This window comes from Tabrizicola sp., from assembly GCF_016792905.1.
GTDB lineage: Bacteria > Pseudomonadota > Alphaproteobacteria > Rhodobacterales > Rhodobacteraceae > Tabrizicola.
Map to the genome: position 1 here is coordinate 1 of NZ_JAEULP010000003.1, position 24,725 is coordinate 24,725.

The window sequence follows — 24,725 nt, forward strand, 5'->3', positions numbered from 1 at the left end:
AAGCACCAGATCGCCGCCGACATCGGCTGCCACCTCTTCGCCAGCCTTCCCCCGTTCGAGATCGGCGGCGCCACCATGGGCTACGGCCTCGGCCCCGCCGCGAACGGGGCCTTCGACGGCGGCGGCGAAAAGCGCCCAATCGCGATCATCGGCGATGGCTGGTTCTGGCACAACGGCCTCTCCTCCAGCTTCACCAACATGGCCTTCACCAAGTCCGACGGCGTGGCGATCAGCGTCGACAACTACTACTCCGCCGCGACCGGGGGGCAGGACGTCATGTCCTCCCGTGCCGACAACGCGTCAAAGGCCACGAAGAACCCCATCGCCAAGGCCCTGCGCGGGATCGGCATCACCCATGTCCGCCAGATCGACCGCACCTATGACGTGGCCAGGATGCGCGACACAATTCGGGAAGCGCTGACCACGCCGGAGAAAGGCCCGAAGGTCATCGTCGCCTCCTCCGAATGCATGCTGAACAAGCAGCGGCGCGAGAAGCCCCTCACCCAGAAAGCCATCAAGGAAGGCCGCCGGGTCGAGGCCCCCCGCTTCGGCGTCGACGAGGCGATCTGTACCGGCGACCACGCCTGCATCCGCCTCTCCGGCTGTCCCTCGCTGTCGCTGAAGCGACTGGACGACCCCCTGCGCGACGACCCCGTCGCCTCGATCGACCAGTCCTGCGTCGGCTGCGGCAACTGCGGCGAGGTCGCCGACGCCGCGATCCTCTGCCCCTCGTTCTACCGCGCCGATGTGGTCCACAACCCAGGCCGGTGGGAGCGCCGCTTTGCCAACTTCCGTTCCCGCTTCATCCACTGGCTGCAACACCGCCGCGACGCCCGCCGCCTGACCTTCGGACCCGCCGAATGACCGTCCATCCCAGCTTCGACTCCCGTCCCGTCGATCCCGCCACACAGGGCATCATCAAGCTTGCCCTCCTTGCCGTCGGCGGCCAGGGCGGCGGCGTCCTGACCGGCTGGATCGAGGATCTCGCCCGTGCCAACGGCTTTGCCGCGCAGGCCACCAGCGTCGCGGGCGTCGCACAACGCACCGGGGCGACCGTCTACTATGTCGAGATGGCCCCCGCTTCGCACGGGACCCCCATCTTCTCCCTGATGCCCGCCGCCGGTGACGTCGACATCATGATTACCGCCGAACTGATGGAGGCCGGTCGGTCCATCATTCGCGGCTTCGTCACGCCCGACCGCACCACGCTGATCACCTCCACCCACCGTTCCCTCGCCGTGTCCGAGAAAACCGTCCCTGGCGACGGCATCGCCAACGGCGCCGAGGTGCTGGCCGCCGCCGACATCGCCGCCCGCCGCGTCATCGCCGCCGATTTCGACGCGCTGGCCATCGCGCAAGGATCGGTGATCTCGGCCAGCCTGTTCGGGGCGCTGGCCGCCGCCGAAGTCCTCCCCTTCCCGAAGGAAGCCTTCGAGGCCGCCATCGCCAAGGGCGGCAAAGGGGTGGAACCCTCGCTGAAGGCCTTCGCCGCAGGCTTCGAGGCCGCCCGCACCGGGGCACCTGAAACCACTCCGGCAAAGAACCTTCCCCGCAAGGAAACCGCCGAAGGTCCGGCGAAGCTGATTGCCGAATGGTCCGCCCTCACCGCCCGCCTCGACCGCCTTCCCCCGGAAGTCGCCGACCTCGCCCGGCCCGGCCTTCGGAAGGTCGTCGACTTCCAGGACCTCGCCTATGGCCGCGCCTACCTCGACCGGCTCGACGCCATCCTCGCGCAGGACCGCGCCCCCTTCGACCTGACGCGGGAAGCCGCCAAGCACATCGCCAACGCCATGGCCTATGACGACATCATCCGCGTCGCGAACGAGAAGACCCGCGCCGCAAGGATGACGCGCATCGCTGGCGAGATGGGGGCAAGGGACCGGCATCTCCTCCATGTCACCGAATTCCTGCACCCGAGGGCCGAGGAAATCGTCTCCCTCCTCCCTGCCCGCATGGGTGCGCGCTGGGCGGCGAACCCCCGCCGCATGGCGCTGGTCGACCGGCTGTTCAACAAGGGGCGTCGCCTGCGGACCGACAGCTTGCGCGGCTTCCTCACCCTTCACGTCCTTGGCGGATTGAAAGGCTGGCGACCGAAGACCCTGCGTCATGCCACCGAAGCCGCCCATCTGGACGCCTGGCTCGCCACGGCCCTCGGCTACCTGCCGCAGAACTACGATCTGGCGGTGGAGCTCATCCGCTGCCGCCGCCTGGTCAAGGGCTACTCCGACACCCACGCCCGAGGCCTGTCCAAATTCGACAAGGTCCTTTCAGCCATCGCCCTGGTCAAGGACCGCGACGACGCCGCCGACTGGGCCCGCCGCCTGCGCGAAGCGGCGCTGAAGGACGAAGAGGGCAAGGCGCTCGATGGCGCCATCGCCACGATCCGCAGCTTCCTTTAGGGTCTTGACCGTTCACCGGCCAGACTTGCCAGCGGACCGCGAAAGATCCCGCAACAGCGCTGCGACCGTCGTCTCCGTGAAAGGTGACGCCAGCACCTTTATCCCATCCATCCCGTTTTCCCGTGCCGCCCCAAGGAACGCGTAGGGAATTCCGCCCGCAATCAGCGTCTGTCCCAGCGCGGTGACATGGAACCCGGACGGGTCGCGGTTGGCCAGCACCGCCTTGGGCGTGATGAACTGAAGCGCGACGAGCACGTCATCCACCGAACGGAACTGCCGGACGATGGCCTTCGGGTCATGCGCCCGGATCGCATGGGACAGATCATCCGCAACGACCTGCTCCGGCTCCAGAATAAAGTAGGAATTCAATCGTCGGCCCCTTGTGTGATTGACCTGCACCGGGTCTCCTGTGAAGCTTTCGCGGAGCGCGCGCATTAACCTGCGATAATCAGGTAAGGGAAACCCGATGCAGCACACCGTCACGGACTGCCGCGATTGCACCCTCCGCTGCAAACCGCTGTTTGTGGTGATGACCGATGATGAACTGGCCTTCATGCAACGCTTCAAGACGGGAGAGACGATCGTCAAGGCAGGCGCGGATGCCCTGTCGCAAGGACAGAAGTCGCCTGTGTTACTGACCGTGCTTGACGGGATGGCGGTGCGCTCTGTCCTGCTCGAGGATGGACGACGGCAAGTGATCAGCTTCGTCTTCCCCGGTGATCTGATCGGCCTCCAGGGTGGCCTGATGGGCGAATCCCGGCACAGCGTGACCGCCGTGACGGAGATGACGCTCTGTTCCTTTCCGCGAAGTCGCGTGTGGGAGCTGTTCGTCAACCAACCCGCCCGAGCCTATGACCTGACCTGGATTGCCGCGATCGAGGAGCATTTTCTTGGGGAAACGGTGGCGACCCTGGGAAAACGCGACGCTCAGGAACGCGTGGCCTGGGCGCTGGTCCGGATTTGGCGTCGTCTTGTCGCGCTCGGGATGGAAACGCGCGGCTCGGTGCCTTTCCCCTTCCGCCAGCACGATCTTGCCGACGCGCTGGGCCTGTCGATCGTCCACACCAACCGTCGCATCGTTGCGCTGCGTCAGACTGGTCTGGCCGAGATCACCGGCAGGCGGCTGTTAATGCACGACCATCCCGCGCTTTCCAGGATTGCCCAGCTTGAAATGAAGGCCGACGATGTGCGCCCGATCCTCTGAATGCCGCCGAGAGGGGGTCGCAAGATGCGCGCGCTGATCGGCACACATCTGCCGAAGATACTGTTCCTGCTGGCCTTGCTGCCCGGCATCGCGCTGACCCTCTCCGTGTATACCGCCGATGAGCGCCGCCTGCAGGCTGATTTCGAACGATCCGCGGATCTCGTCGTCGACCGCGTGGTGTCGCGCCTGCAACAGCACGTCGTCGTCCTCCGCGCGGCGCGCGGCCTGTTGTCCGCTACCCGCGGCGAGATGGACCGAGGGACATTCGTCCGCTTCCTGTCCTCGATCGACATCTCGGACAGGCTTTCCGGCGTCCAGGGCATCGGCTTTGCCAGGATGCTCGCGGTCGAGGACACGGCCGCCGCTGCCAGTGAAATCCGCCTGCACTACGGACTTGACGTCACCGTCCGGCCGGACACAACCCAGTCCTGGCGCACCCCCGTCGTCCTCCTTGAACCTGGAAGCGCCAGGAACATCGCTGCACTTGGCTATGACATGTACGCCGACCATACGCGACGATCCGCGATCGACCATGCGATTGCCAGCGGCGTGGCCCAGATGAGCGGCCCCGTCGAACTGGTTCAGGAGATCACCACGGACAAGCAGGCGGGGTTTCTCGTCTACCTTTCCGTCAAGGCCCTCGATCGCCCGCCGGGAACCAGGACTGCGCCGGTCTCGGGGTTCATCTATGCCCCGTTCCGGGGGAGAGACCTGATCGAGGCAGCGTTGTCGGCCGGCGCTCCGCTGCCGGTCTCCTTGCGCATCACCGATACCGGCTCGCCGGATACCCCGATCTTCGACAACATCACCGCGGAAAGCGACAGCTCGATGCAGGTCGCGCGAAATCTGGAAATCCTTGGCCGACAATGGCGGTTCGACTTGCTTGCCAGCACCACGACCAGCCGCATGACGCGCTATTTCGACAGTCTGCTTCTGGCCCTGATCTCACTGCTCTTCGCGTCGGCGACGGCCCTTGCGGTTTCCGCCCGCCAGAAAGAGGCCGTGCAGGCCAATGCGGTTGCCCAGGCTGCCGCGCGCGAAGCCGATTATCGGGCGCTTCTGCTGCAAGAGATGAAGCACCGGCTCAAGAACCACATCGCCCGCATCCAGTCCATCGCCCGGCAAAGCGCCCGGGGGGCGACCGACGTGAAGGCGTTCTCGGCCGCCTTCGACGCAAGGCTTCAGGCCATGGCCACGGCACAGGAAATCCTCGCAGGGACTGCGCTTGCCCAGGCGGATGTGCGCGAGATGCTTGTCCGGGAACTCAGGCAAAGCCTGGATGCGGCCGAAGTCGATCACCTTGTGGACGGACCGCCTGTCCGGCTTGACGAACGTCAGGCCCATGCCTTCGCTCTCGTGGTGCATGAGCTTGTCACCAACGCGATGAAATACGGCGGTCTGTCGTCCAACGGCTCCGGGCTGCAGATTTCCTGGCTGGTCGAGCCCGCCAAAACCTCGGACCGGTCCCGGTTCGTGCTGTCCTGGGTCGAACGGTTTCCTGCGGCGGACACCCCGCCCGGAAAGGGATCGGGCTTTGGCTCGCGGCTGATCGATGCCAGCCTCAAGGGCGAGTTGTCAGGCACCATCGAGCGGGAGTTCGGCCCCGAAGGCCTGCGCATCCGCATCAGCTTTCCGCTGTCCGCGCCGATCCCGCCGGCGAAGAAGCGCGGGTGATACCGTGGTGCGCGTCAGGGAACCCCAGCCTGCAATTCCCCGTCAGGATGAATCGGACCCCTCCGCCGTGACGAAGACCCTGCCAGAAGAGGTCGTGAGGGGATTGGCGTTCGCCTGGAGGTCCACCTGCCGGCCGTTCTCACTAACCCCGGCGGTCTGGTGTCCTATGCAGGCAGGGTTTCAGTCGACGAAAAGAACATCGCCTGGCTGACGGCCGACCGCACCTGTTCCTCGGTATAGGGCTTGTTGATCAGAAAGGCCGGCTCCGGCCGCTCGCCGGTCAGCAGCCGCTCGGGGTATGCCGTGATGAAGATCACCGGGATCGCGCCGAACTGCGCCAGTATCTCGTTTACCGCCTCAACGCCCGAGGAATTGTCGGCAAGGTGGATGTCCGCCAGGATCAGGTCCGGTCTCTCGGCTGCCGCCATGTCGACGGCTTCCGCATGGGTGCGGGCGTTCGCCGTGACCCGGTGCCCCATGCCTTCGACGATCGCCTCGATATCCATCGCGATGATCGCCTCGTCCTCGATCACCAGCACCGATCCGCGCACCGACCGCTCCATTTCCTGCACCGCCACGTCGATCAGGTGCTGGGCCTCGCCGACACCGATCCCCATGATTGCGGCGACCTCGGTCTGGTCGAACCCCTCCACCGTGCTCAACAACAGCGCCTCGCGCGAATTCAGCGTCAGGCCTGCCAAATGGGCCTGCGCCGCGCCCGAGATCACATCTTCCGCCTCGGCCACCGGCGCGCCTGCGGTCGACCAGATCGAATGGAATACGGAGAACAGCGAAACCTTGCTGTCGTCATGCGACGAAAGCATCCCGGGATCGGCCACGATCGACTCAAGCACCGCAATGGCGTATCGGTCGCCACTGGTCTGGTTTCCGGTCAGGGCACGCGCATAGCGACGCAGATAGGGCAGGTGGCGTGCCACAGTCGCCGAATTATCGGCGGCTTCCTGAGCAAGCATGTGAGTCCTCTCCGTCCTTAAATTCTCTTGTTTCCGGAACCAAACGTCCGCAATCGCGTTCGGTTCCCGGTGCGAACGAGATCTTTGCTTTCGCGCGAAGAATCGTCGGAACCTAATGCTGTATCGTACGTTTTGGGAGTGAGTTGTAGGAAACGTGCTATCATGACGAAGAACAAGGACGAGGAAGCCCCCAAGAGGCAGGCGATCCGCGAGCAGATCGACGAGAACCTGAAACGGGTTTACACCGCCGCACTGAACGAAGAACTGCCGGATCGGTTTCGCGATCTTCTCGCGCAACTGAAGCGCCAGGACGGGTCCGGCAAGGGCGGCGCAGCATGACTACGACGCCTCTGGCTCACCCGGACCCGCGCGAGCGGCTTCCCGCCGCCATCCCCAAGCTCCGCGCCTTCGCGATCAGCCTGGCGCGCGACGTGACCAGGGCCGACGACCTGGTCCAGGATACCATTCTCAAGGCCTGGTCCAATATGGACAAGTTCGATCCCGCCACGAACCTCGACGCATGGCTGTTCACGATCTTGCGGAACACGTTCTATTCGTCGCTGCGCAAGTCCCGGCGTGAAGTGCAGGACACCGACGGTGTGTTTGCGGCGACCCTGTCGGTCAAGCCCGCGCATGACGGTCGCCTTGCCCTGCAAGAGTTCCAGCGCGCCTTCGACCGGCTCAGCCCCGAACATCGCGAAGTGCTGATCCTTGTCGGTGCTTCGGGCTTTTCCTGCGAAGAGGCAGCCAGCATGATGGGTGTGGCGATCGGCACGGTCAAAAGCCGTGCCAGCCGGGCGCGGAAGCGTCTGGCCGAGCTGCTGCATCTGGAAGACGGAGAGGACATGTTCTCGGGAACCGACGGGGCAACACAGGCGGTCGTGCTTCGGTCGACCGCGGCCGGGTCTTGAGCGGCAAGCTCAGGGCGTTCCTTTCGGGCAGCAGCCTTGGCGTGCGGCTTGGCGCGACGCTCATGCTTGCGCTGATCCCGCTCGGGATCCTCTCGGTTGTCCAGACGCGCAATACGCTGGACGAGATCGACGCAACCGCCCTGGAAGGGGTCGGCGGCGCGGCGCTTCAGGCGGTGCGCGACCAGATCGACCTGATCAAGGAAGCGCAGATTTCGGTCCGTGTGCTGGCCACGGTCCTGTCGCAGTCCCCGGTCGAGGACGCCGCCTGCAAGGACCAGGTGGCGGCAATCGCACGCGATATCCCCCAGGCAACCCTGGTGGCTTACATCCCCGTCAGCGGCCTGATGTCCTGCTCTTCGACAGGGCAGGTCTATGATTTCAAGGACCGCCCGAACTTTCAGAACATCCTCGCCGATCCGAAGCCGACGATCGTCTACAGCATCTACGGCCCGGTCTCGGGAACAGCCGTCGTCGGGATCAACCATCCGGTTTTCGACAGGTCGGGAACGCTGATCGGGATTGCGGCAATCTCGCTGGCGTATACTGCCGTCGCGCCAGACAGCTACGTCGATTACTTCGCCCTCTGGCGGCCTTCCTACCTGGCGACCTTCCTTGCCGACGGAACGCTGCTCCTGTCCTCCGATCCGGCGATCGACCCCGCAAAGGAGCTCCCGTCAAAGGTCGACCTCAAGCGCCTGGCCCTGGTGGCGGACAGGCCGTCCTATATCGACCAGGGCTCCGGACGCAACATCATGTCCGTCGTCAGCGTGACCGACGGTCTTTACCTCCTGTCCATCTGGCAGCGGGAAACCGGCAACTTCTGGCAGCAGGCCAGCAGCGCCGTGCCCTACCTGCTTCCCATCCTGACCTGGACGGCTGCCCTCGCCGTGGCTGCCTTCGCCTCAAGCCACCTCGTCGTGCGGCACATCCGCGCGCTGTCGCGCACGATGACCGACTACGTCGCCACCCGGAAAAGGCTGCAGATGCCGGATATGGGCGGCGCGCCCGCCGAGATCAGAAACCTCTCCGCGGCCTATGAAGACATGATCCGCACCATCGAACAGGAAGAGGCCGAGTTGCAGAATCTTCTGGTCGACAAGGACCTGCTGCTGCGCGAAGTGAACCATCGCAGCGGCAACAGCCTGCAGATCATCGCCTCGATCATGCGGATGTACCGGCGCGAGGCACCGGACCAGAAGCTGCGCGCGGTGCTGGACGGCCTGATCAACCGGGTGATCGCGCTCTCCTCGACCCACACCAGCCTTTACGCCCTGTCGGGCCAGCGCGATGTTGCAATGGACGTGGTGCTGGCCAACGTGGTCAAGCGCCTGAAAGAGATCCACGGCGTTGCCCTCGGCGTCGCGTCCAAGCGCCTGCAGCCGATCCGCATGGACAGCCAGGCGGCCGTTCCGCTTGCCCTCGCCCTGGCCGAAGCGGTCGGCTGCTTCTTCTCGCGGCCCGGCCTCGGTCGTGACGCCGTTGTCGTGGACCTGTCCGAGAGCGACGGCACTATCCGTCTCCGCCTTGAAGGACCAGAGGTGCCGCAACTGCTCCCGGAAACCACCAGCGGCCTGCTTTCCTTGCCGCAGCGGATGCTGCGGCAATTCGCGGCCCAGTTGTCCGGAACGGTCAGCATCCGGCTGGAAGGGGAACGGGCATCGGTCGAACTGGTCTTTCCCCGCCCCACGGGCGCAGCCGGAATGTAGCGACCGGCCGCATGGGCCGGTCGCTACCTGATCATCCGATCCGCTGTCGCTAGTGATGCCGTACCGGCTGCCGGTCGTCCTGGGAAGCGAAGAGCGTCGAAGCACGGCGCATATCCGTCTTCAGGGCGTCGGACAGGCTGCGGCCCAGCGCGCTCGCCTTCACCGCCTCGCGCCTCGCCATCGCCTTCACATCCGCGGAAAGCTGGTCGCTTGCCTCGCCCAACAGCCGGTCCTCCGTCGCTGTCTGCGGGAACAGGCAGGCGACCGCCGCCCCTGCAAGCGCCAGCGCGGCGCCCACCGCCAGCGGATTGGCATCAACCCTCTCCCGGCCCCTTTCGGCCATCGCGATGCGGGCCAGATAGATTCGCTCCCGTGCCTGCAGCGTCTGGTCGCGGGCAGCGCCCGTCAGTGACCCCAGCCCCTTGGCAAGCGCCACCCCGGTCTCGGCCGCCAGGGCCCGCGTGACTTCGGCCCGGTGCTTCGCAAGCTGCGCTGCCGGGGCGAGCTTGCGCCGCGCCGCATCGTCGATCTGCGCCAGGAGCTCCAGCGCCTTCGCACGCAGGCCCTGTGCCTCGCTCAGCCAATCCTCGTTCGGGTCCACCGGTTCGGGCGCCGGGGGGCCGCCCTCGTCCTCCCAGCGCGTCAGCGCCTCGAACTTGGTGCCGGCCATCGCGGGAACGGCTGACGCCGCTTCGGTGTCGTTCCCCGGACGGCGACCGAAGACCAGCGCCGCCAGCGCGATCCCGGCCACCGCCGCGACCAGGGGCTGGCCCCGGACCGCACCGTCCAGCCGTGACACCAGCGGCGAGGCGTGCTGCAACAGTGTATCCTTGCCCTCGGCCATCAGGTTCGCCGGTTGCAGCCGGTCTCGCAGGGCAGCAAGCGACCGGGCAAGCGCCACGCGGTCGCGCTCCAGCTCCCGCTCGATATCGTGCTTTGCAAAATCAGACATGCTGTCGCGCTCCTGTTTCGTTCAGTCCACGCTCCACCGCCTCCGCATCGCGGCGCAGGCCACGCAGCGCGCTGTCCGGCCAGATCCCGCGCAGGCGCAATGCCGCGCGCCCGGCCATCGCAAGGCCAAGGGCCACCAGGCTCAGCGCCAGCCCGACGACCAGCGAAGCCCAGGCCGGCCCCAGGCCGGTCACCGCCAGCGCGGCCACGGCCGCCCCGGCAAGCACGTTCAGCCCGACAAGGCCCAGGATCGCCGCTACGCCGATCTTGACCAGACCTGACCCCGCAGCTTTCAGACCCTCGGCCGCCTCGGTCCGGGCGAGCAGAAGCTCGCCTTTCACCAGCCGCCCAAGACCCGCTGCCACATCGGCCAGAAGCGATGCCACCCCCGCTTCCCCGTCCTGTCGCTGTGCAGACATCAGATCCCCCGGTCGCGATGGCTCGACGAACGGATGAACCGCGCCGCCATGAACCCGGCAAGCGCGGCGGCCGCCACGAACGCGCCCGGATGACGGCGGGCAAGGTCCCGGACATCGGCGCCGATCTCGGCCACCGACCGCTGCCGCAGGCTGTCCGACGCATTGGTCAGCCCCTGCGCCACCGAACTCAGCACCCGCGCCTTCAGTGCGTCATCCTCGGTGTCGGCCGACGCGTTCTGCAAGGTCGCCGCCAGCCGGTCGCCCACGTCCGACAGGCTTTCCCGCGCCGCGTCCGCTTTTTCGACGGCGGCATCCCGCACCGTTGCCAGCGTCGACCCGGCGCCGCTCACGATCGCGTCCTTGGCGTGCTGCGCGGTATCCTGCGCCTTGCGGATCACCCCGTCCAGGCGCGGCTTGGTCTCCGCCACCGCTTCACCGATCGCGTCCTTCGCCGTCGCGCCCATCTCGCGGGCCGTATCTCCGGCGTCGGCGACTGTCTGCTTGACCGTCTCGGCAGCGCCCTCTGCCACATCGCGGAGCGCCCTGCCTCCCTCGCGGACCTTGTCGGCCAGCTGATCCACCGAAGATTGTTCGCCGTGTTTCGTGGTGTTCTTGTAGGTCGCGTTCATTGCCGTTCTCCTGACATTCAACTTCACCCGGACCGCAGCCAAGGGGCGGTCCCTCATCCCCTACAATGCGCGGACTGCACTCGGGTTCCCTCGCTCGGACAAGCTCTGCGCCCTGCCGCCGATCCCGACCCTGCATCTTTTCCGACCGGATCGGGAACCGGTTCCGGACTGGAGCGTTGTCAGCGCAGATCATCAAATGCTGTCCCCCGGGACATCCGAAACCGAAGGAGACTCTCATGCTTGGCTGGGCTGTAACGTTCCTCATCATCGCGATCATCGCCGGTGTCCTGGGCTTCGGCGGCATCGCTGGCACTTCCGCCGGTATCGCGCAGATCCTCTTTGTCATCTTCCTTATCCTCTTCGTCGTGTCGCTGCTGCGCGGCGTCCTGACACGCTGATCTCCGTCCCTCGAGGAAGCGGTCTTTCCCTGCCGTCTTCCCTGAACTGGGCTGCAACTCCGGTTGCAGCCCTTTTTCCTTTCGGCGGTCAGGCAGGCTCAGGCAGGCTCCGGCCGCCGCGTCAGGATCTGAAGCGTGACGGCAATCCCCTCGGTCCGCAGTTTCGGCGCCATGCGCGCGACAAACTGTTCCAGCGACGGCACCGCCTCGCCTGCCCCGATGATCAGATGCACGCTGGCTGTGTCCGTTCGCCGCATCGCGGGAAGCAGGGTCAGGATCGCGCACATCAGGGCGAACATTTCCTCGCCGCTCGCGCCGTCGGCCGCAAGGATCATCCGGTCCAGCCCGCCTGCCCGCTGCACCGCGGTGTGCAACGCACAAAGCGACGCGCTTTGCCGGAAGTCGGTCCAGACCATCTGCGCCTCTGGCAGCGCCAGGTCGGCCAGGGTCATCCGGACCAGCGACCGGCCTGCGACGATGACATGCGCAGCATCCGAGGCCGAAACCAGTTCGGGCAGCGCCTGCAGCGCCAGATCGTTCAGCAACACGACCCCGCATCCGTCCGGCATCATCCAACCCTCCCGGCGCCCGGAAAAAGGTGTCGCGCCGCCGATCAAACGCGGCATCGGCTTCGCGGTTCCGTCCTCGGGGAACCGGACCCGATTCAGCGAGTTGGGCCAGAACTGGGCAGGGCGAGGGACATCATGCCGGACACCGACGAGGCCGCCACGTCATGGCGGGACCGGACCAGTCTCCCGACCGAGAGCGGTCATTCCATCGTCTCCCTGACCACCCTGGCAACCATCGTCGTCGTCTGCGCCATCCTCTATGTGGCAAAGGACCTGTTCCTGCCGCTGGTTCTCGGGATGCTCCTGGCCTTCATCCTGACGCCGGTGGTCAACGCCCTGCGCCGCCGTGGCCTGCGCGACATGCCTGCTGTCCTGATCACCGTCGTGGCTGCGGGCGGGCTGGTCGCTGCCTTTGTCCTGATCATCGCCTATCAGGTCAGCCAGATCGGCGCGAACCTGCCACAATATCAGGGAAACGTTCTGACCAAGATCGACACGTTGCTGGAAGCGGGCCGGGACAACCAGCTCGTGGCCCATCTGCAGGGCATGGTCGAAAAGATCTCGACCCGCCTGGCCGCCGAAACCCCGGACGCGCAAACCGATGCGCAGACGATGAAGGTCGAGGTCGTCGAGCATTCCGGCCTGAAGGACTGGCTGTTCGATGTCATCCTGCCTGCGCTTGCTCCGATCGGCATCTTCGGCCTGATCTTCGTTGTCGTCGTCTTCGCGCTGCTTGAACGCGCCACCCTGCGCGACCGGCTGGTGCAGCTCATCGGTGGCACCAACATCCTCACGACATCGCGCCTTCTGGCCGAGGCGGGGGCGCGGGTGTCGACCTACCTGCTCGCGCAGCTGGTGGTGAACGTCATCTACGCCGTGCCGATCTGGCTCGGCCTCTGGCTCATCGGCGTGCCGAACGCGCTGTTCTTCGGGCTTGTCACCCTGGTCATGCGCTTCGTGCCCTACATCGGCTCGGCCATCTCGGCCATCCTGCCCCTGCTCATGGCCTTCGCCGTCTCGCCGGACTGGTCGCTGGTCTTGTGGACCGGCGCGCTGTTTCTGGTCGTCGAGTTCGTCACCTCGAACATCGTCGAACCCTGGTTCTACGGCCAGCGCACCGGCGTGTCGCCGCTTGCGGTCATCGTTTCCGCCATGTTCTGGACCTGGCTCTGGGGCCCGATGGGTCTCATCATCGCAACGCCGCTGACCGTCTGCCTGGTGGTGATCGGCCACCATGTTCCCAGCCTGCGCCTGTTCCCGATCATGTTCGGCGACCAGCCGATCCTGGCCGACTCCGCCCGGCTCTACGACAGGCTGCTTGCGGGCCGGTCCTTCGAATTCACCGAGGCGGCAACCGCGACCACGGCAAAGCGCTATCTTGCCGACTACTACGACAAGACCGCCATCCCGGCGCTCGCGCTCGCCGAAGCCGATCACGAGGCGGGCCTTCTGACCGACCACGCGACGCACCGTATCGCAAACGCCGCCTGGATCCTGACCGAAGAGCTTGACACAGTGGTCGAGGACGAACTGGCGCTGGGCGCGGAAGGCGGCGAGGACGAAACCGACGAAAGCCTGGTCGGCAACGGCAAGCTCGACGGTCTCGGCCGCCGGATCGCGGTGATCGGCGCGCAGACCCAGCTTGACGATGTGACGTCGCAGATGGTCGCGCAGGCCCTGCGCGCCGAAGGGGCCGAGGTCGCTGCTCTGCCGCTGCGCGCCGTGCTTCCCCGCGCCCTTCGCAGCTTCAAGCCCGAGACGCTGGTCGTCGTGACGCTGGGTACCGCCAATTCCGCCTCGGTCGACCTTCAAGTCCGCCAGCTGCGCAGACGCCTCTCCGGGGTCAGGATCGGTGTCGCAAAGTGGTCCGTTGCCGATGCTGCCCCCACCGAAACTCAGCGCAAGGCGGTGGCTGATTTCGTCGCCTCGGGTATGGAAGCGCTGTTCGAGAATGCCTTTGCCAGCACGGCGGAAAAGCCCGCCTGAAGCGGACCGCCGAAAGTGGCTCCGGCGATCCGATACCGATCCGGTCAGAGATCCGCGGCGCCGCGGGTCCCGAGGTCCGGGGATTTGCCAGTGACCGCGCCCTTCACGATACTCGCGATGCCCCGCAAGAGCCCGTTGCCGTCCCAGACATCGGCATGGCCCGGGTCGATGACCAGCGCCACCACGTCATGCGCCTCGGGCCCGTTCGGCCAGAACGCCTGCGCCCCCGGGTTCCACAGATCCTTCACCAGCCCCATCTCCGGGCTCACGCTCGCCTGGCCCGAAAGCGCGACATGATCTCCGCGCCCCTGATAGGACAGGAAGACCGATCCATCGGCCCCCACGTCCCGGGCCGCGCGGGAATCTCGCTCGGTCAGCACATAGATGACGCCCTTCTCCGGCGTCGGAATGGTGGACATCGGCCGACCGCGAAGGCCGTCCGCGCCGCGCGTGATCAGCATGGCAACGTCGACGGCCTTGAGCATCTCCCAGACCCTGTCGGCAGGAATGGGCTGGATCGAAGGCGGGTTCTGGGTGGTCTCGTGATCGCTGACAAGGGACATCCTGGTCTCCGTTGCAAAGGAAGGTTCAGCGCTTCAACGCCGCCCCGACCCTGCAGGTTCCGATGACCGGGCAAATCCAGCCCCGCAACTTGATCGCGTCCGATTTAATCGTAAGCATCACGCGCCCGGCCTTGCTCACGGCGGCTCCAGCGGTTCGCCGTCGTTGCTTTTCGCATCAACATACGCGCCCCGGATGACCACCGCCCCCCGGATCCGGCTGGCCATGCCCTGGATGATCAGGTTCCGCACCGGCGGCAGCAGCATGAGCAAACCCAGTGCATCGGTAAGGAACCCCGGCAGGATCAGGAGTACCGCCGCCACCCCCGCAAGCGCCCGATGCGCCAGCGGCGACAGCGGATCGTGCAACCCCTCCTGGAAGCCCCGCCGCAGGGTTTCCCGCCCGCCAAGCGCCAAGCCCTGCAAGAGAAGCACGCCCAGCACCGCCGTCAGGATCACCCAGGCAAGCGTCAGCCACAGGCCAAGCTTCGCGCCAAGCGTAACGAACAGGGCGATCTCCACCAGGGGCAGCGCCAGTACTCCCAGCAAGATCCACATTCCCGCACCCCGCGCCTTCGTTTCGGTCCCATGGTAGACTTCGCCGCTACCCCACCCTACATAGGGGCAAGCGGTGCAGATTCAAACGGAACCAGTCGTGTCCAGAGGTCATCAATGAACGGGTCCCTGATCCAGCTTCTCGTCCTTGCCGGGATCGCGATCTTCCTGATCCTCAAGCTGCGCTCGGTCCTCGGCACCCGCGACGGCTTCGAAAAGCCGCCGATCCCGCTGGAAGACGTCCGCCCCCGCGTCCGCCGCGACTTCGAGGTGATCGAGGGCGGCCCGGACCGCGACATCACCGACCATGTCGCCGAAGGCTCCGATGCCGCCCGCGCGCTGGCCCAGATGAAGAAGGCCGAGCCCGGCTTCTCGGTCGGCCCCTTCCTGCAGGGCGCCCGCGGCGCCTACGAGATGATCCTGATGGCCTTCGAAAAGGGCGAACTTGACCGCATCCGTCCCTTCCTCTCGGACGATGTCGAAGCCAGCTTCGCCGAGGCCATCGCCCAGCGCGAACGCGACGGGCTGTCGGTCGAAGCCAGCTTCCTTGGCATCAAGGAACTGGTGCTGCACGACGCCACCTTCACCCCCGAAAGCCGCTTCGGCGAGATCGCCGTCCGCTTCGTCGCCGACCAGACCTATGTCGTCCGGAACAAGGCGGGGGAAGTCGTCGAAGGCTCCCCGCGTGAGGTGAAGAAGACCCGCGACATCTGGACCTTCGCCCGCCAGATGGGGTCCGACGACCCGAACTGGCAGCTCGTCGCCACCGGCGACTGACCCTTTGGGATGCGGCGCGCGCTCCCCCTCCTTGTCACGGCGGCGGTCCTGATGGCCGCCCCGCTCCCTGCCGAAGTCCTTGATTTCGAAGCCCTCGACGGCTGGCGCGACGACAACCACGTCGAGGCCCTGCAAAGTTTTCTCAACACCTGCGACCTGATCGACGCGCCCGACTGGCAGCCGATCTGCGCCATGGCCGCCGACGTCCCGAAAGACGACGCCTCGGCCCGCAGCTTTTTCGAGCTGTTCTTCAAGCCCGTCGTCGTGGGAAGTCCCCCCGCCCTCTTCACCGGCTATTTCGAGCCCGAACTCGAAGGGTCCCCCACCCGCACCGGCCGCTTCCAATACCCGATCTACCGCCGCCCCCCCGAACTGCAGGACGGCGTCGCCTACCACACCCGCTCGGCGATCGAAGGCGGGGCCATCGCGGGCAGGGGCCTCGAACTCGCCTGGCTCGACGATCCCGTCGATGTCTATTTCCTGCAGGTGCAAGGCTCCGGCCGCATCCGCATGACCGACGGCACGGTGATCCGCGTCGGTTATGCCGGGAAGAACGGCCACAGCTACCGCTCCGTCGGGCAGGAGATGGTCCGCCGCGGCACCCACACGATGGACCAGGTCTCCGCCCCGGAAATCGCCAATTACGTGCGATCGAACCCCGCGTCGGGGCGTGAGCTTCTGGACACCAACCCCTCCTACGTCTTCTTCCGCAAGATCGGCACGCTATCCCCCGAAGACGGCCCCATCGGCGCCATGGGCCGCTCGATCACCACGCTCCGCTCCATCGCCATCGACCCGAAATTCACCCCGCTCGGTGCCCCGGTCTGGATCGAAAAGGACGGCAGGCGCCCGATCCGCAGCCTGATGGTCGCGCAGGATACCGGCGGCGCGATCAAGGGGATGCAACGGGCGGACATCTTCTACGGCACCGGCGCAGGCGCGGGGGATGCCGCGGGCACTGTCAAGGACGGCGGCCGCATGGTCCTCCTCCTGCCCATCGACCGCGCCTTCGCCATGCTGGACGACGAATAGTCGCCATGGCCCGCCGCCGCCATCTCTCGCCCGAGGAGGCGGACCTCTGGCGCACCGTCGCCCGCACCGCCCGGCCCCTGCACAGCCACCCGATCCACCTGCCCGACCCGCCAGCGGCGGCACCCGAGCCGCCGCCCCTTGCGCACGCCAAACCGCGCCTGTCACCCTTCCTTCTCGGCGAAAAGCATCGCAAACCGGAAAGGCATGACCTCGCCCCGACCCTGCCCGAGCTTCTCGGACAGGCCCCCCTGCGGATGGACGCGGGCACCCACGCCCGCATGACCCGCGGCAAGCTCCAGCCCGAGGCGCGGATCGACCTGCACGGCATGACACTCGGCGAAGCCCACCCCGAACTCATCCATTTCATCCTGAACGCCCATTCCGCCGGGTTGCGGCTGGTGCTGGTGATCACCGGCAAGGGCAAGCGCCGCGATGACAGCGGCCCGATCCCGCAGCGGATGGGCGCGCTCCGCCACCAGGTCCCGCACTGGCTGCACCTCTCGCCGCTTGGTCCGGCGGTGTTGCAGGTCAGCGAAGCCCATCTGAAACACGGCGGCGGCGGGGCGTACTACGTCTATCTGCGGCGTCGCTAGCGCCTACTGCGACCCCTCGCCGATTGCCCCCACCGGCTTCAGCACGATCTCGGTCGCGTTCCTGACCGTAAGAACCAGCCCCGGCAACAGCCCGACCCGCGCCCGGGCATCGGCCGTAAAGGCGTCGGCAATTCCCACCAACCCCCCGAACAGCTTCAGAAGCGCCGGGTTCTCGCCGATGTTCAGATGTCCCGTCCCCGTACTGTAGGCCGCCGTGTCCAGGTAGATCACGTTCAGGTCGGCGATCTTCTCCACGCTGTCGATGTTGCCCAGCCGGTCCCCGGTTCCCGACAGCGTCGCCGAGATGTTCAGCACCCGGTCGCGCGAACTGCCGAAGATCACGAAGGGATCCGGCAGCTTGCCGATGTCCTTGGCCTGGGCCCGGAACACGTCCAGGTCCAGGTCCGGCGCGATCAGCACCACGCCCTTGATGTGGTCCAGCGCATGCGGCCCGTCTTTCAGCACCATCTGCCGCAGGCCCTCCATCGTCAGGAACGCCCCCATCGAATGCGCGACGATGATGATGTCCCGCGCCCCGGCATCCTCGACCTCGTCCAGAAGCGATACGAAGCCGGATCGCGCGAACAGCACCGAATCCCGGTCATAGACATAACCCAGCGCCGACCCGCGCGAGGGCCAGGCGTAATGCACCGCCACCCCCGGCACTTCCAGGTCATGGTGCATCTGCGCCACCCGGTAGACCCCCTCGGCCATCGTGTTGTTGAAGCCGTGGACATAGACCACCGCATCCCGCTGGCCCCGCAGCTTCATCGCCGCCCGCAGGGCCGCGCTGAATTCGTCTGCCGAGGCAAAGTCACGCTGGTCCAGCGTCAGGAAATCCCGCTTGCCATCCGGCTTCCGGGTCCTCGGCGGCCAGTTCACCTTGCCCGGCTCTCGATCCGGGGGAATCGCGATGTCATAGCGCAGGAAGGCCGGCTCTCCGGACCGGCCGAAGGCATAGACCTCGCCGTCCTTCATCCGCGTCGTGCCGACGAAGATCGTCTCCGGCGTCCCCCCCGCCAACCCTGCCGGGGCCATGGTGAACTCTCCCCGCGCCGCACAGCCCGCCAGCACCAGAACGATCATCAGCTTGCGCACGCGCCTCTCCCCTTTGGCCCGACCCTCACCTGCCCGCCCGGCAGCGTCAACCCGACCTGCGCGGTGGACAGCGAACCCCCGCCGCAGCTACCCTTTGCCGGTCACGGAAGGAGCCCCCGATGAAACTCACCGGCCAGACCGCCCTTGTCACCGGCGGCAACCGCGGCATTGGCCTCGCCACCGTCCGCGCGCTTGCCGAAGCCGGGGCCGATGTGCATTTCACCGCACGCAGCGCCGCCAACATCGCCGCCGCCCAGCGCGAGCTCGGAGAGATCCGCGCAACCGGCCACCACGCCAACATGACCGACCGCATCGCCATGGCCACGGTCCTTGAGCAAGGCTTCGATATCCTGGTGAACAACGCCGCCGTCATCGCGCCGATCGGCCGCATCCTCGATGTCTCAACCGAAGACTGGGCGACGAACATCGACATCAACCTTGCCTCCGTATTCCATGCCATCCAACTCGCACTCCGCCAGATGGTTGCGAAGGGCGGCGGCACCATCGTCAACATTTCCTCCGGCGCAGCACATCGGCCACAGGAAGGCTGGTCCGCCTATTGCGCGGGCAAGGCCGGGCTCGCCATGCTGACCCGCTCGGTCCACCTGGAGTACGGCGCACAGGGCATCCGCATTTTCGGCTTCGCCCCCGGCGTCGTCGACACCGACATGCAGGGCGCCATCCGCGCTTCCGGCATCAATCCGGTCTCGAAGATCCCGCGCGGCGATCTGGCCCCGGCCCACGAACCTGCCCGCGCCATTGCCTGGCTCTGCACCCCTGCCGCCGACGCTCTGGCCGGACAGGAACTTGACGTCCGCAACCCCGAGCTGCGGGCGATGGCCGGTCTGCCAGCGCTGGGCTGACTGTAGCTACAACCTGTAGTTACATGTATCGACAAGGTTTCGCGCCGCGCATTCCCCCTTGGCCAAAGCGCCCCACCGCCGTAGCCTTCGCCTGCGATCCGCACCCGAAAGGCTCCCATGCGTCACGCCCTCCTTGCCTTCGGGCTGCTCGCCACGTCCGCGTTTGCAGAGACGTCGCTGCAAGACGCTGCCTCCGGGCTCGACCTCTTCCCCTGCGAGCTGAGCCAGCTTTCCTGCACCACCCTGACCGTGCCGCTTGACCACCGCGCAAACGATCCGTCGCAGACCCTCGACATCACTTTTGCGCTCTCCTTCGCCTCGAACGAAAGCCGGGGAATCCTGTTCTATTTCGTCGGTGGACCCGGCGGCTCCGGTCTCGCCTCGGCCGACAGCTACCTGTCCTCCTTCGATCCATCCTTGACCGAAAACATGGACATCGTCTTCGTCGACCAGCGCGGCACCGGCCCGGTCCACGGCCTGTCCTGCCCATTGGCCCAGGCGCGCTTCGACATTGCCCCCGCGCCGCTCACCGACCCAGACGCCATACTCTCCAGCGCAAGAACCTATGTCCAGGACTGCACGGCCGAGTTGGGTGCCGACTCCCTGCTTCCCGTGGTCAACACCGAACAGGCGATCCGCGACTCGGAACTCTTCCGCGAAAGGATTGGCGCCCCGAAGGTCTGGCTCTACGGGGAAAGCTACGGCACACAGCTGGTGCAAGCCTATGCCACGCAGTTCCCGCAGGCCGTGAAGGGTGTCATCCTGGACGGCGTGGTCGACCTGACCCTGCCGGCCGAGGGCTTCTATCGGCGCTACACTCTGGCCTCCGAAAAGCTTCTGGCCGAAACCTTTGACCTCTGCGTCGGCATTCCCGCTTGCAAGGCCGACATCCCGCAGGGCGCAGCCGCAGTCTATGACGATCTTGCTGCCCGACTTGCCGCCGCTCCCGTCGCCGTCGAATACACGCTGGCCGACGGCAGGCAGGTCACACGTCATCTGACCACGGGGCTTCTTGAAGCCAACGCCTTCTACGCGCTCTATTCTCCCGATGGCCGGTCCGAGTTCCTGCGCACCCTTGCCGCCGCCGGTAGGGGCAACCTGGTGCCGATGCTCCAGCTTGGCTATTCCAACATGTACATCGACCCCGAAACCGAAATCGGAATCCAGGACCCGGGCTGGTTCGGCGCCGCCTACTATGCGATCACCTGCTCCGACTATGGCAGCGGCCCCGGCACGGCGGACGAGAATGCCACCCGCATCCTGGAAGAGGCCCGGGCGCTCGCCCCGGAGGCTCCCCGCCTCCTCCCGTCTTATTATCTCGAACGCGTCGCCTGCGCCTACTGGCCGCACCAGGGTCCGGCAACCCGGCCAGAACCCTTTGCCGGGGGCGACTATCCGACCCTGATCCTGAACGGCGACCATGACCCGATCACCCCGATCTCAATGGCCTATTCCGTGCTCGACAACGCCAAGAACGCCTACGGGGTTTTCATGCAGGGCGGGCCGCATGTGATCTGGGGCCGGGGGCTCGCCTGCCCCGATACCATTGTCCAGGCGCTTCTCTACGACGGCACGCTGCCTGCCGCCCGCGAACAGCTTTGCGAACAGTCTCCGGTCGGCGACTATACCCCCCTCACATTGGTCTCCGCCGCGCAGCAAGCGGACGCCTTCGCCGTCGCCCGCGCCATCGAGAGCGAACTCCTGAACTACGTCCCCCTCGCCGCCTGGGACGGCGAAAGCTCCACCTCCTTCGGCTGCCCGCTGGGCGGCATGCTTTTTGCGGCGCCGGCCGACCGGGGCAGCGAATTCACATTCACCGACTGCCGCTTTTGGCCCGGCCTCGGCTTCAGCGGCTCGGCAAGCGAAATCTCGACCGAAGCCCCGGATGACGGCATCACCATGCATCTTGTCCTCTCCGGCGCCCAGCAGGGCGACCTGACCTATCTCCATCGCACCACCGATGAGGCCTACAGCCTGACCGGCCTCTGGAACGGCAAGCCCGCCACCCTTCCGCGCCAGCCCTGACCGACAGGAGTCCTGCCGTGACCGAACCCGCCCCGATCCCCGACGCGACGACCGAGGTCGCCCTGGCCGTCCGCGCGCTGATGCCCGGACTCCGGCGCCGGGCGCTTCTGGCCACCACCATCATCACTCTCGCCGTCACCGGCGCCGCCGTGGCGGCCGTGCTGTTTCTGAACTCGGGAATGGACAGCGATGACCGCTGGAAAATGGCCTTCTTTGCAGGTCTTGCCGCGTTCTTCGTGGTCGGCTGGACCTACAGATCGACGGTGCGCAATCAGGAAGCGCAGGTCATGCCGGTTCTCGCCCGCTCCATCGGCCTCGCGTATTCCAAGGATGCCGCCTCATTCGTCAAGGCCCTGCCGAAACGGCTCCTGCCCACACGCGGCATCCGTGGCGGCGAAGACCATGTGCACGGCTCGCTTGGCGCCCATGCCATCCAGATGGCCGAAGTCAACGTGGAAACCGGCGGCAAGAACTCCCGCACGCTGTTCAAGGGTCTTGTCGCCCAGTTCCCGAACCGTGCGGAAATGCCCGCCTTCTTCATCGCGCTGGAAGACAAGACCCGGCCCGGCATCTTCTTTGGTGGCGAGCTTTCCACCGAAGGGCTCCACCACCTCCGCACCGTGACCGGCAATGGCGGGCGCAGCTATGGCATCTGGACCTCGTGGAGCGAGACGGCCGAGCCTCCGGCCCTCTCCGCCGTGATCGACATCCTGACCCGGATCGAGAACCACGTCGGCTCCGGCGCCGAGCTTTACGCCGCCACCTCGAACGGGGTCGAGATGCATGTAGCACTCAGCCACAAGCGCAACCTCTTCCACCTTGGCGGGCTGTTCCCGGACGAGGCCCAGCTGTTCCGCGACGTGCGCGCCGCGATGCAGGACCTGACCGTGCCGCTTACCCTGGCCAAGGCCCTGATCGGTGCTGAGGAAACCGTCGCCGCCAAAAGTTGACAAAAGCTAAACGTCCGCGACCAACCCATTGATATCGTTGGGTCGAAAAATCTGTCCACCGTGGACAGCCTACTTCGCCACCCGCGCATTCCGGCTCGCGATCAGCCGAAGCCGCAGCGCGTTCAGCCGGATGAAGCCCTCTGCATCCTTCTGGTCGTAGGCCCCGGCATCCTCCTCGAAGGTGACGTGCTTCTCGGAGTAGAGGCTCTCCTCCGACCACCGTGCCACCGTCGCCGCCCGCCCCTTGTAGAGCTTGACCCGCACCGTCCCCGACACATGCTCCTGCGTCTTGTCGATCAGCGCCTGCAACGCCTCCCGCTCGGGTGAGAACCAGAACCCGTTGTAGATCAGCTCGGCATAGCGCGGCATGATGCTGTCCTTCAGATGCCCCGCCCCCGCATCCAGCGTGATCTGCTCGATCCCCCGGTGCGCTTCCAAAAGGATCGTCCCGCCGGGCGTCTCGTAGACCCCCCGCGACTTCATCCCGACAAAGCGGTTCTCCACCAGGTCCAGCACGCCCACGCCATGCTTGCCGCCCAGCTCGTTCAGCCGCGTCAGGATCGTCGCCGGGCTCATCCGCTCGCCGTTGATCGCCACCGCATCGCCCTTCTCGAAGATGATCTCCACCATCTCGGCCTGATCCGGGGCTTCCTCCACCGGCACCACCCGCTGGAGGACGTAGTTCGGGAATTCCTCGGCCGGGTTCTCCAGCACGCGACCCTCCGACGAGGTATGCAAGAGGTTCGCATCGACCGAGAACGGCGCCTCGCCCCGCTTGTCCTTGGCGATCGGGATCTGGTTCGCCTCGGCAAACTCCAGAAGCTTGGTGCGCGAGGTCAGGTCCCACAGCCGCCACGGCGCGATGACCTTGATCGCCGGGTCCAGCGCCGCCGCCGACAACTCGAACCTCACCTGGTCATTCCCTTTGCCCGTCGCCCCATGCGCCACCGCATCGGCCCCGGTCTTGTGCGCGATCCGCACCAGATGCTGCGAAATCAGCGGCCGGGCGATCGAGGTCCCCAGCAGGTAAAGCCCCTCGTACAGCGCATTCGCCCGGAACATCGGGAACACGAAGTCGCGCACGAATTCCTCGCGCACGTCGACGATGTGGATGTTCTCGGGCTTGATCCCCATCAGCAGTGCCTTCTGCCGCGCCGGTTCCAGCTCCTCGCCCTGGCCGAGGTCGGCGGTGAAGGTCACCACTTCGCAGCCGTATTCCGTCTGCAACCATTTCAGGATGATCGAGGTATCCAGCCCGCCGGAATAGGCAAGGACGACTTTCTTGGGCTTCAGCATCGGGACGGCTCCCCCATGAGTTCTGGCGCGGTTTTGCTGGCGATTAAAGCCAAACCGCCGCCTTAGCAAGGTCGCCACCGCCGCAGATATGGCACAGCCCGCCGCAGGGGCGGGCCGTGTCTGGCCGGTCATCACTTGGCAGCCTTAAACGGGCGCGGTCACTCGACCAACGGGAGGGCCTCGCCATCCGACACCGTGTCGTCCACCGGCACCGCTGCGGCCAGGTCGTCCCCGGCCTGACTGGCCAGGATCGCGGCGTCGATCGCATCCTGATCTGCCGCCAGCTTCTCGCGCAGCGCCGCCAGAAGCGCCCCGAGATCGCCCGGCTTGTTCCAGGCCGCCCCGATCGCCGCTTCCGCATCGGCCACGCCCTGCTCTGCCGCCAGCGCGGCAGCCTCGGCAGCGGCGATGTCTTCTTCTGTCGGGCGGGTCTCGGCAAGCGCAAGACCGTCCTCGGTCGTGCCGCCGACCGCATCAACCAGCGGGTCAAGCGCGGCGACCTGCTCGGGCGTGGCGGTGCCGTCGGCCTTTGCGGCCAGGTAATCCGCGATCGAGGCGTAGCCGCTGTCCGCAAGCCCGGCATCAAGCGCATCGAAATCGGCGACAACCTCACCCAGCGCGTCGGCAGCGGCAGCGGCGCGCGCAGCGGCGGAATCGGCGACGGCCAGTCCGGCCAGCAGGCCGACCGGGCCATTGGTCGTCTGGCCGTTCCGGATATGCGCCAGAACCGCATTGATGTTGGCGTGCAGCGCGCCGTTCATCTTGCCCAGCTTGGCCGGGGCCAGCTCGTCCTCTGCCACGGCGATTGCCTTGGCCTTGGCAGGCTTGGCCTTGGCAGGCTTGGCCTTGGCGGCACCACCATTCGACTTGGCCGCCTTTTCGGATTTGCCCTTGGCGTCGGACTTGCCTCCGCCGTTCCCTTTCCCTCCACCATTCCCGCCGCCGTTGCCACCGCCATTGCCGCCCTTTTCGGCAAAGGCGGCGCCGGCGTTGCCCGGACCGAAGATCGGCAGGACCGGTGCGAGGGTCAGCGCGGAAACCGCAACGGCAAGGGCCACAGGTTTGAGGTTCATAGTCTTGTCTCCTTCGCGTATGGCTTGGCTGTGCTTTGCCGACTCCAGCGGGATTTAATGGCACAAATGTGGTGAAGCCAACA

General features: G+C 66.3%; 26 protein-coding genes. 15 read left to right on the forward strand and 11 right to left on the reverse strand.

Going from position 1 to position 24,725, the window contains the following annotated elements; all coding sequences use genetic code 11:
* Both JNL31_RS00615 and JNL31_RS00620 read left to right on the forward strand, forming a co-directional pair.
* Positions 1 to 864: thiamine pyrophosphate-dependent enzyme (locus JNL31_RS00615; RefSeq protein WP_294968480.1), on the forward strand; the 864-nt coding region annotated here is incomplete at its 5' end.
* Positions 861 to 2,399 carry an indolepyruvate oxidoreductase subunit beta family protein gene (locus JNL31_RS00620; protein ID WP_294968483.1) on the forward strand — a complete coding sequence of 513 codons (1,539 nt, stop codon included), beginning with the start codon at positions 861 to 863 and terminating at the stop codon, positions 2,397 to 2,399. The genes JNL31_RS00615 and JNL31_RS00620, both read left to right, overlap by 4 nt.
* Before the next feature lie 12 nt (positions 2,400 to 2,411).
* Here the strand turns inward: JNL31_RS00620 and JNL31_RS00625 are convergent, their stop codons facing one another.
* Entirely contained in the window at positions 2,412 to 2,768 is a 357-nt protein-coding gene (locus tag JNL31_RS00625; RefSeq protein ID WP_294968486.1) for a hypothetical protein, read from the reverse strand.
* A gap of 97 nt (positions 2,769 to 2,865) precedes the next feature.
* Here JNL31_RS00625 and JNL31_RS00630 point away from each other — a divergent pair, with 97 nt between their 5' ends.
* Positions 2,866 to 3,603 carry a Crp/Fnr family transcriptional regulator gene (locus tag JNL31_RS00630; protein ID WP_294968489.1) on the forward strand — a complete coding sequence of 246 codons (738 nt, stop codon included), beginning with the start codon at positions 2,866 to 2,868 and terminating at the stop codon, positions 3,601 to 3,603.
* 24 nt (positions 3,604 to 3,627) lie between these two features.
* Entirely contained in the window at positions 3,628 to 5,277 is a 1,650-nt protein-coding gene (locus JNL31_RS00635) for a CHASE domain-containing protein (RefSeq protein ID WP_294968492.1), read from the forward strand.
* 164 nt (positions 5,278 to 5,441) lie between these two features.
* Here JNL31_RS00635 and JNL31_RS00640 read toward each other — a convergent pair whose 3' ends face one another.
* The gene (locus JNL31_RS00640; RefSeq protein WP_294968494.1) at positions 5,442 to 6,251 is read right to left on the reverse strand and encodes a response regulator; all 810 of its coding nucleotides are present in this window, start codon (positions 6,249 to 6,251) and stop codon (positions 5,442 to 5,444) included.
* A gap of 162 nt (positions 6,252 to 6,413) precedes the next feature.
* Here JNL31_RS00640 and JNL31_RS00645 point away from each other — a divergent pair, with 162 nt between their 5' ends.
* Genes JNL31_RS00645 through JNL31_RS00655 form a run of 3 tightly spaced genes read left to right on the forward strand, consistent with a single transcriptional unit; the run spans position 6,414 to position 8,868 of the window.
* Complete coding sequence (locus JNL31_RS00645; protein WP_294968497.1) at positions 6,414 to 6,590, forward strand: NepR family anti-sigma factor; 177 nt, start codon at positions 6,414 to 6,416, stop codon at positions 6,588 to 6,590.
* Complete coding sequence (locus JNL31_RS00650) at positions 6,587 to 7,162, forward strand: RNA polymerase sigma factor (RefSeq protein WP_294968500.1); 576 nt, start codon at positions 6,587 to 6,589, stop codon at positions 7,160 to 7,162. Before JNL31_RS00645 ends, JNL31_RS00650 begins: the two co-directional genes overlap by 4 nt.
* The gene (locus JNL31_RS00655) at positions 7,159 to 8,868 is read left to right on the forward strand and encodes a histidine kinase dimerization/phosphoacceptor domain -containing protein (RefSeq protein ID WP_294968502.1); all 1,710 of its coding nucleotides are present in this window, start codon (positions 7,159 to 7,161) and stop codon (positions 8,866 to 8,868) included. The genes JNL31_RS00650 and JNL31_RS00655 overlap by 4 nt, the downstream gene beginning before the upstream one ends.
* A 49-nt stretch (positions 8,869 to 8,917) precedes the next feature.
* Here the strand turns inward: JNL31_RS00655 and JNL31_RS00660 are convergent, their stop codons facing one another.
* Genes JNL31_RS00660 through JNL31_RS00670 form a run of 3 tightly spaced genes read right to left on the reverse strand, consistent with a single transcriptional unit; the run spans position 8,918 to position 10,867 of the window.
* Positions 8,918 to 9,820, reverse strand: coding sequence for a DUF3618 domain-containing protein (locus tag JNL31_RS00660; RefSeq protein ID WP_294968504.1), 903 nt, complete (start codon positions 9,818 to 9,820; stop codon positions 8,918 to 8,920).
* A complete protein-coding gene (locus JNL31_RS00665; protein ID WP_294968506.1) occupies positions 9,813 to 10,238 on the reverse strand; it encodes a phage holin family protein in 426 nt (141 codons plus the stop codon). Before JNL31_RS00665 ends, JNL31_RS00660 begins: the two co-directional genes overlap by 8 nt.
* Positions 10,238 to 10,867, reverse strand: coding sequence for a hypothetical protein (locus tag JNL31_RS00670; RefSeq protein WP_294968509.1), 630 nt, complete (start codon positions 10,865 to 10,867; stop codon positions 10,238 to 10,240). Before JNL31_RS00670 ends, JNL31_RS00665 begins: the two co-directional genes overlap by 1 nt.
* Before the next feature lie 236 nt (positions 10,868 to 11,103).
* Here JNL31_RS00670 and JNL31_RS00675 point away from each other — a divergent pair, with 236 nt between their 5' ends.
* Positions 11,104 to 11,265 (forward strand): DUF1328 domain-containing protein, encoded by a 162-nt coding sequence (locus JNL31_RS00675; RefSeq protein WP_294968512.1) that lies wholly within the window; start codon positions 11,104 to 11,106, stop codon positions 11,263 to 11,265.
* Between the two features lie 98 nt (positions 11,266 to 11,363).
* Here the strand turns inward: JNL31_RS00675 and JNL31_RS00680 are convergent, their stop codons facing one another.
* Positions 11,364 to 11,834, reverse strand: a complete 471-nt coding sequence (locus tag JNL31_RS00680; RefSeq protein ID WP_294968515.1) for a hypothetical protein — start codon at positions 11,832 to 11,834, stop codon at positions 11,364 to 11,366.
* Positions 11,835 to 11,969: 135 nt separating this feature from the next.
* Here JNL31_RS00680 and JNL31_RS00685 point away from each other — a divergent pair, with 135 nt between their 5' ends.
* The gene (locus JNL31_RS00685) at positions 11,970 to 13,820 is read left to right on the forward strand and encodes an AI-2E family transporter (RefSeq protein ID WP_294968518.1); all 1,851 of its coding nucleotides are present in this window, start codon (positions 11,970 to 11,972) and stop codon (positions 13,818 to 13,820) included.
* A 44-nt stretch (positions 13,821 to 13,864) separates the two neighbouring features.
* On the opposite strand, the gene JNL31_RS00690 is transcribed toward JNL31_RS00685, so the two are convergent.
* Positions 13,865 to 14,383, reverse strand: a complete 519-nt coding sequence (locus JNL31_RS00690; protein ID WP_294968521.1) for a pyridoxamine 5'-phosphate oxidase family protein — start codon at positions 14,381 to 14,383, stop codon at positions 13,865 to 13,867.
* A 135-nt stretch (positions 14,384 to 14,518) separates the two neighbouring features.
* Positions 14,519 to 14,938: an FxsA family protein gene (locus JNL31_RS00695; RefSeq protein ID WP_294968524.1), complete on the reverse strand. Its 420-nt coding sequence runs from the start codon at positions 14,936 to 14,938 to the stop codon at positions 14,519 to 14,521.
* 114 nt (positions 14,939 to 15,052) lie between these two features.
* Here JNL31_RS00695 and JNL31_RS00700 point away from each other — a divergent pair, with 114 nt between their 5' ends.
* The 3 genes from JNL31_RS00700 to JNL31_RS00710 are packed head-to-tail and all read left to right on the forward strand — an operon-like array spanning position 15,053 to position 17,337.
* Positions 15,053 to 15,712 (forward strand): Tim44/TimA family putative adaptor protein, encoded by a 660-nt coding sequence (locus JNL31_RS00700; protein WP_294968527.1) that lies wholly within the window; start codon positions 15,053 to 15,055, stop codon positions 15,710 to 15,712.
* 9 nt (positions 15,713 to 15,721) lie between these two features.
* Entirely contained in the window at positions 15,722 to 16,744 is a 1,023-nt protein-coding gene (locus JNL31_RS00705) for a murein transglycosylase A (RefSeq protein WP_294968530.1), read from the forward strand.
* 5 nt (positions 16,745 to 16,749) lie between these two features.
* Positions 16,750 to 17,337: a Smr/MutS family protein gene (locus JNL31_RS00710; protein WP_294968532.1), complete on the forward strand. Its 588-nt coding sequence runs from the start codon at positions 16,750 to 16,752 to the stop codon at positions 17,335 to 17,337.
* A 3-nt stretch (positions 17,338 to 17,340) separates the two neighbouring features.
* Here JNL31_RS00710 and JNL31_RS00715 read toward each other — a convergent pair whose 3' ends face one another.
* Positions 17,341 to 18,435, reverse strand: coding sequence for an alpha/beta fold hydrolase (locus JNL31_RS00715; RefSeq protein ID WP_294968535.1), 1,095 nt, complete (start codon positions 18,433 to 18,435; stop codon positions 17,341 to 17,343).
* A gap of 119 nt (positions 18,436 to 18,554) precedes the next feature.
* Between JNL31_RS00715 and JNL31_RS00720 the strand changes: the two genes are divergently transcribed.
* The 3 genes from JNL31_RS00720 (at position 18,555) to JNL31_RS00730 (ending at position 22,273) form a co-directional block, all read left to right on the forward strand.
* The gene (locus JNL31_RS00720; RefSeq protein ID WP_294968538.1) at positions 18,555 to 19,298 is read left to right on the forward strand and encodes an SDR family oxidoreductase; all 744 of its coding nucleotides are present in this window, start codon (positions 18,555 to 18,557) and stop codon (positions 19,296 to 19,298) included.
* Positions 19,299 to 19,415: 117 nt separating this feature from the next.
* A complete protein-coding gene (locus JNL31_RS00725) occupies positions 19,416 to 21,323 on the forward strand; it encodes an alpha/beta fold hydrolase (protein WP_294968540.1) in 1,908 nt (635 codons plus the stop codon).
* 17 nt (positions 21,324 to 21,340) lie between these two features.
* A complete protein-coding gene (locus tag JNL31_RS00730; RefSeq protein WP_294968543.1) occupies positions 21,341 to 22,273 on the forward strand; it encodes a hypothetical protein in 933 nt (310 codons plus the stop codon).
* Positions 22,274 to 22,342: 69 nt separating this feature from the next.
* Here the strand turns inward: JNL31_RS00730 and JNL31_RS00735 are convergent, their stop codons facing one another.
* Together JNL31_RS00735 and JNL31_RS00740 are read right to left on the reverse strand one after the other, a co-directional pair.
* Positions 22,343 to 23,569 (reverse strand): argininosuccinate synthase, encoded by a 1,227-nt coding sequence (locus JNL31_RS00735; RefSeq protein WP_294968546.1) that lies wholly within the window; start codon positions 23,567 to 23,569, stop codon positions 22,343 to 22,345.
* A gap of 158 nt (positions 23,570 to 23,727) precedes the next feature.
* On the reverse strand, positions 23,728 to 24,642 hold the full coding sequence (locus JNL31_RS00740; protein ID WP_294968549.1) for a hypothetical protein: 915 nt from the start codon (positions 24,640 to 24,642) through the stop codon (positions 23,728 to 23,730).
* Positions 24,643 to 24,725: the final 83 nt, after the last annotated feature.

Excerpts from the sequence above, each read along its gene's own strand:
- JNL31_RS00640 (WP_294968494.1), bottom strand. The coding sequence starts at position 6,251 with ATGCTTGCTCAGGAAGCCGCCGATAATTCGGCGACTGTGGCACGCCAC.
- JNL31_RS00620 (WP_294968483.1), top strand. The coding sequence starts at position 861 with ATGACCGTCCATCCCAGCTTCGACTCCCGTCCCGTCGATCCCGCCACA.
- JNL31_RS00725 (WP_294968540.1), top strand. The coding sequence starts at position 19,416 with ATGCGTCACGCCCTCCTTGCCTTCGGGCTGCTCGCCACGTCCGCGTTT.
- JNL31_RS00735 (WP_294968546.1), bottom strand. The coding sequence starts at position 23,569 with ATGCTGAAGCCCAAGAAAGTCGTCCTTGCCTATTCCGGCGGGCTGGAT.
- JNL31_RS00700 (WP_294968527.1), top strand. The coding sequence starts at position 15,053 with ATGAACGGGTCCCTGATCCAGCTTCTCGTCCTTGCCGGGATCGCGATC.
- JNL31_RS00630 (WP_294968489.1), top strand. The coding sequence starts at position 2,866 with ATGCAGCACACCGTCACGGACTGCCGCGATTGCACCCTCCGCTGCAAA.
- JNL31_RS00690 (WP_294968521.1), bottom strand. The coding sequence starts at position 14,383 with ATGTCCCTTGTCAGCGATCACGAGACCACCCAGAACCCGCCTTCGATC.
- JNL31_RS00720 (WP_294968538.1), top strand. The coding sequence starts at position 18,555 with ATGAAACTCACCGGCCAGACCGCCCTTGTCACCGGCGGCAACCGCGGC.
- JNL31_RS00670 (WP_294968509.1), bottom strand. The coding sequence starts at position 10,867 with ATGAACGCGACCTACAAGAACACCACGAAACACGGCGAACAATCTTCG.
- JNL31_RS00645 (WP_294968497.1), top strand. The coding sequence starts at position 6,414 with ATGACGAAGAACAAGGACGAGGAAGCCCCCAAGAGGCAGGCGATCCGC.
- JNL31_RS00675 (WP_294968512.1), top strand. The coding sequence starts at position 11,104 with ATGCTTGGCTGGGCTGTAACGTTCCTCATCATCGCGATCATCGCCGGT.
- JNL31_RS00710 (WP_294968532.1), top strand. The coding sequence starts at position 16,750 with ATGGCCCGCCGCCGCCATCTCTCGCCCGAGGAGGCGGACCTCTGGCGC.
- JNL31_RS00705 (WP_294968530.1), top strand. The coding sequence starts at position 15,722 with ATGCGGCGCGCGCTCCCCCTCCTTGTCACGGCGGCGGTCCTGATGGCC.
- JNL31_RS00695 (WP_294968524.1), bottom strand. The coding sequence starts at position 14,938 with ATGTGGATCTTGCTGGGAGTACTGGCGCTGCCCCTGGTGGAGATCGCC.
- JNL31_RS00680 (WP_294968515.1), bottom strand. The coding sequence starts at position 11,834 with ATGCCGGACGGATGCGGGGTCGTGTTGCTGAACGATCTGGCGCTGCAG.
- JNL31_RS00660 (WP_294968504.1), bottom strand. The coding sequence starts at position 9,820 with ATGTCTGATTTTGCAAAGCACGATATCGAGCGGGAGCTGGAGCGCGAC.
- JNL31_RS00635 (WP_294968492.1), top strand. The coding sequence starts at position 3,628 with ATGCGCGCGCTGATCGGCACACATCTGCCGAAGATACTGTTCCTGCTG.
- JNL31_RS00650 (WP_294968500.1), top strand. The coding sequence starts at position 6,587 with ATGACTACGACGCCTCTGGCTCACCCGGACCCGCGCGAGCGGCTTCCC.
- JNL31_RS00665 (WP_294968506.1), bottom strand. The coding sequence starts at position 10,238 with ATGTCTGCACAGCGACAGGACGGGGAAGCGGGGGTGGCATCGCTTCTG.
- JNL31_RS00740 (WP_294968549.1), bottom strand. The coding sequence starts at position 24,642 with ATGAACCTCAAACCTGTGGCCCTTGCCGTTGCGGTTTCCGCGCTGACC.
- JNL31_RS00685 (WP_294968518.1), top strand. The coding sequence starts at position 11,970 with ATGCCGGACACCGACGAGGCCGCCACGTCATGGCGGGACCGGACCAGT.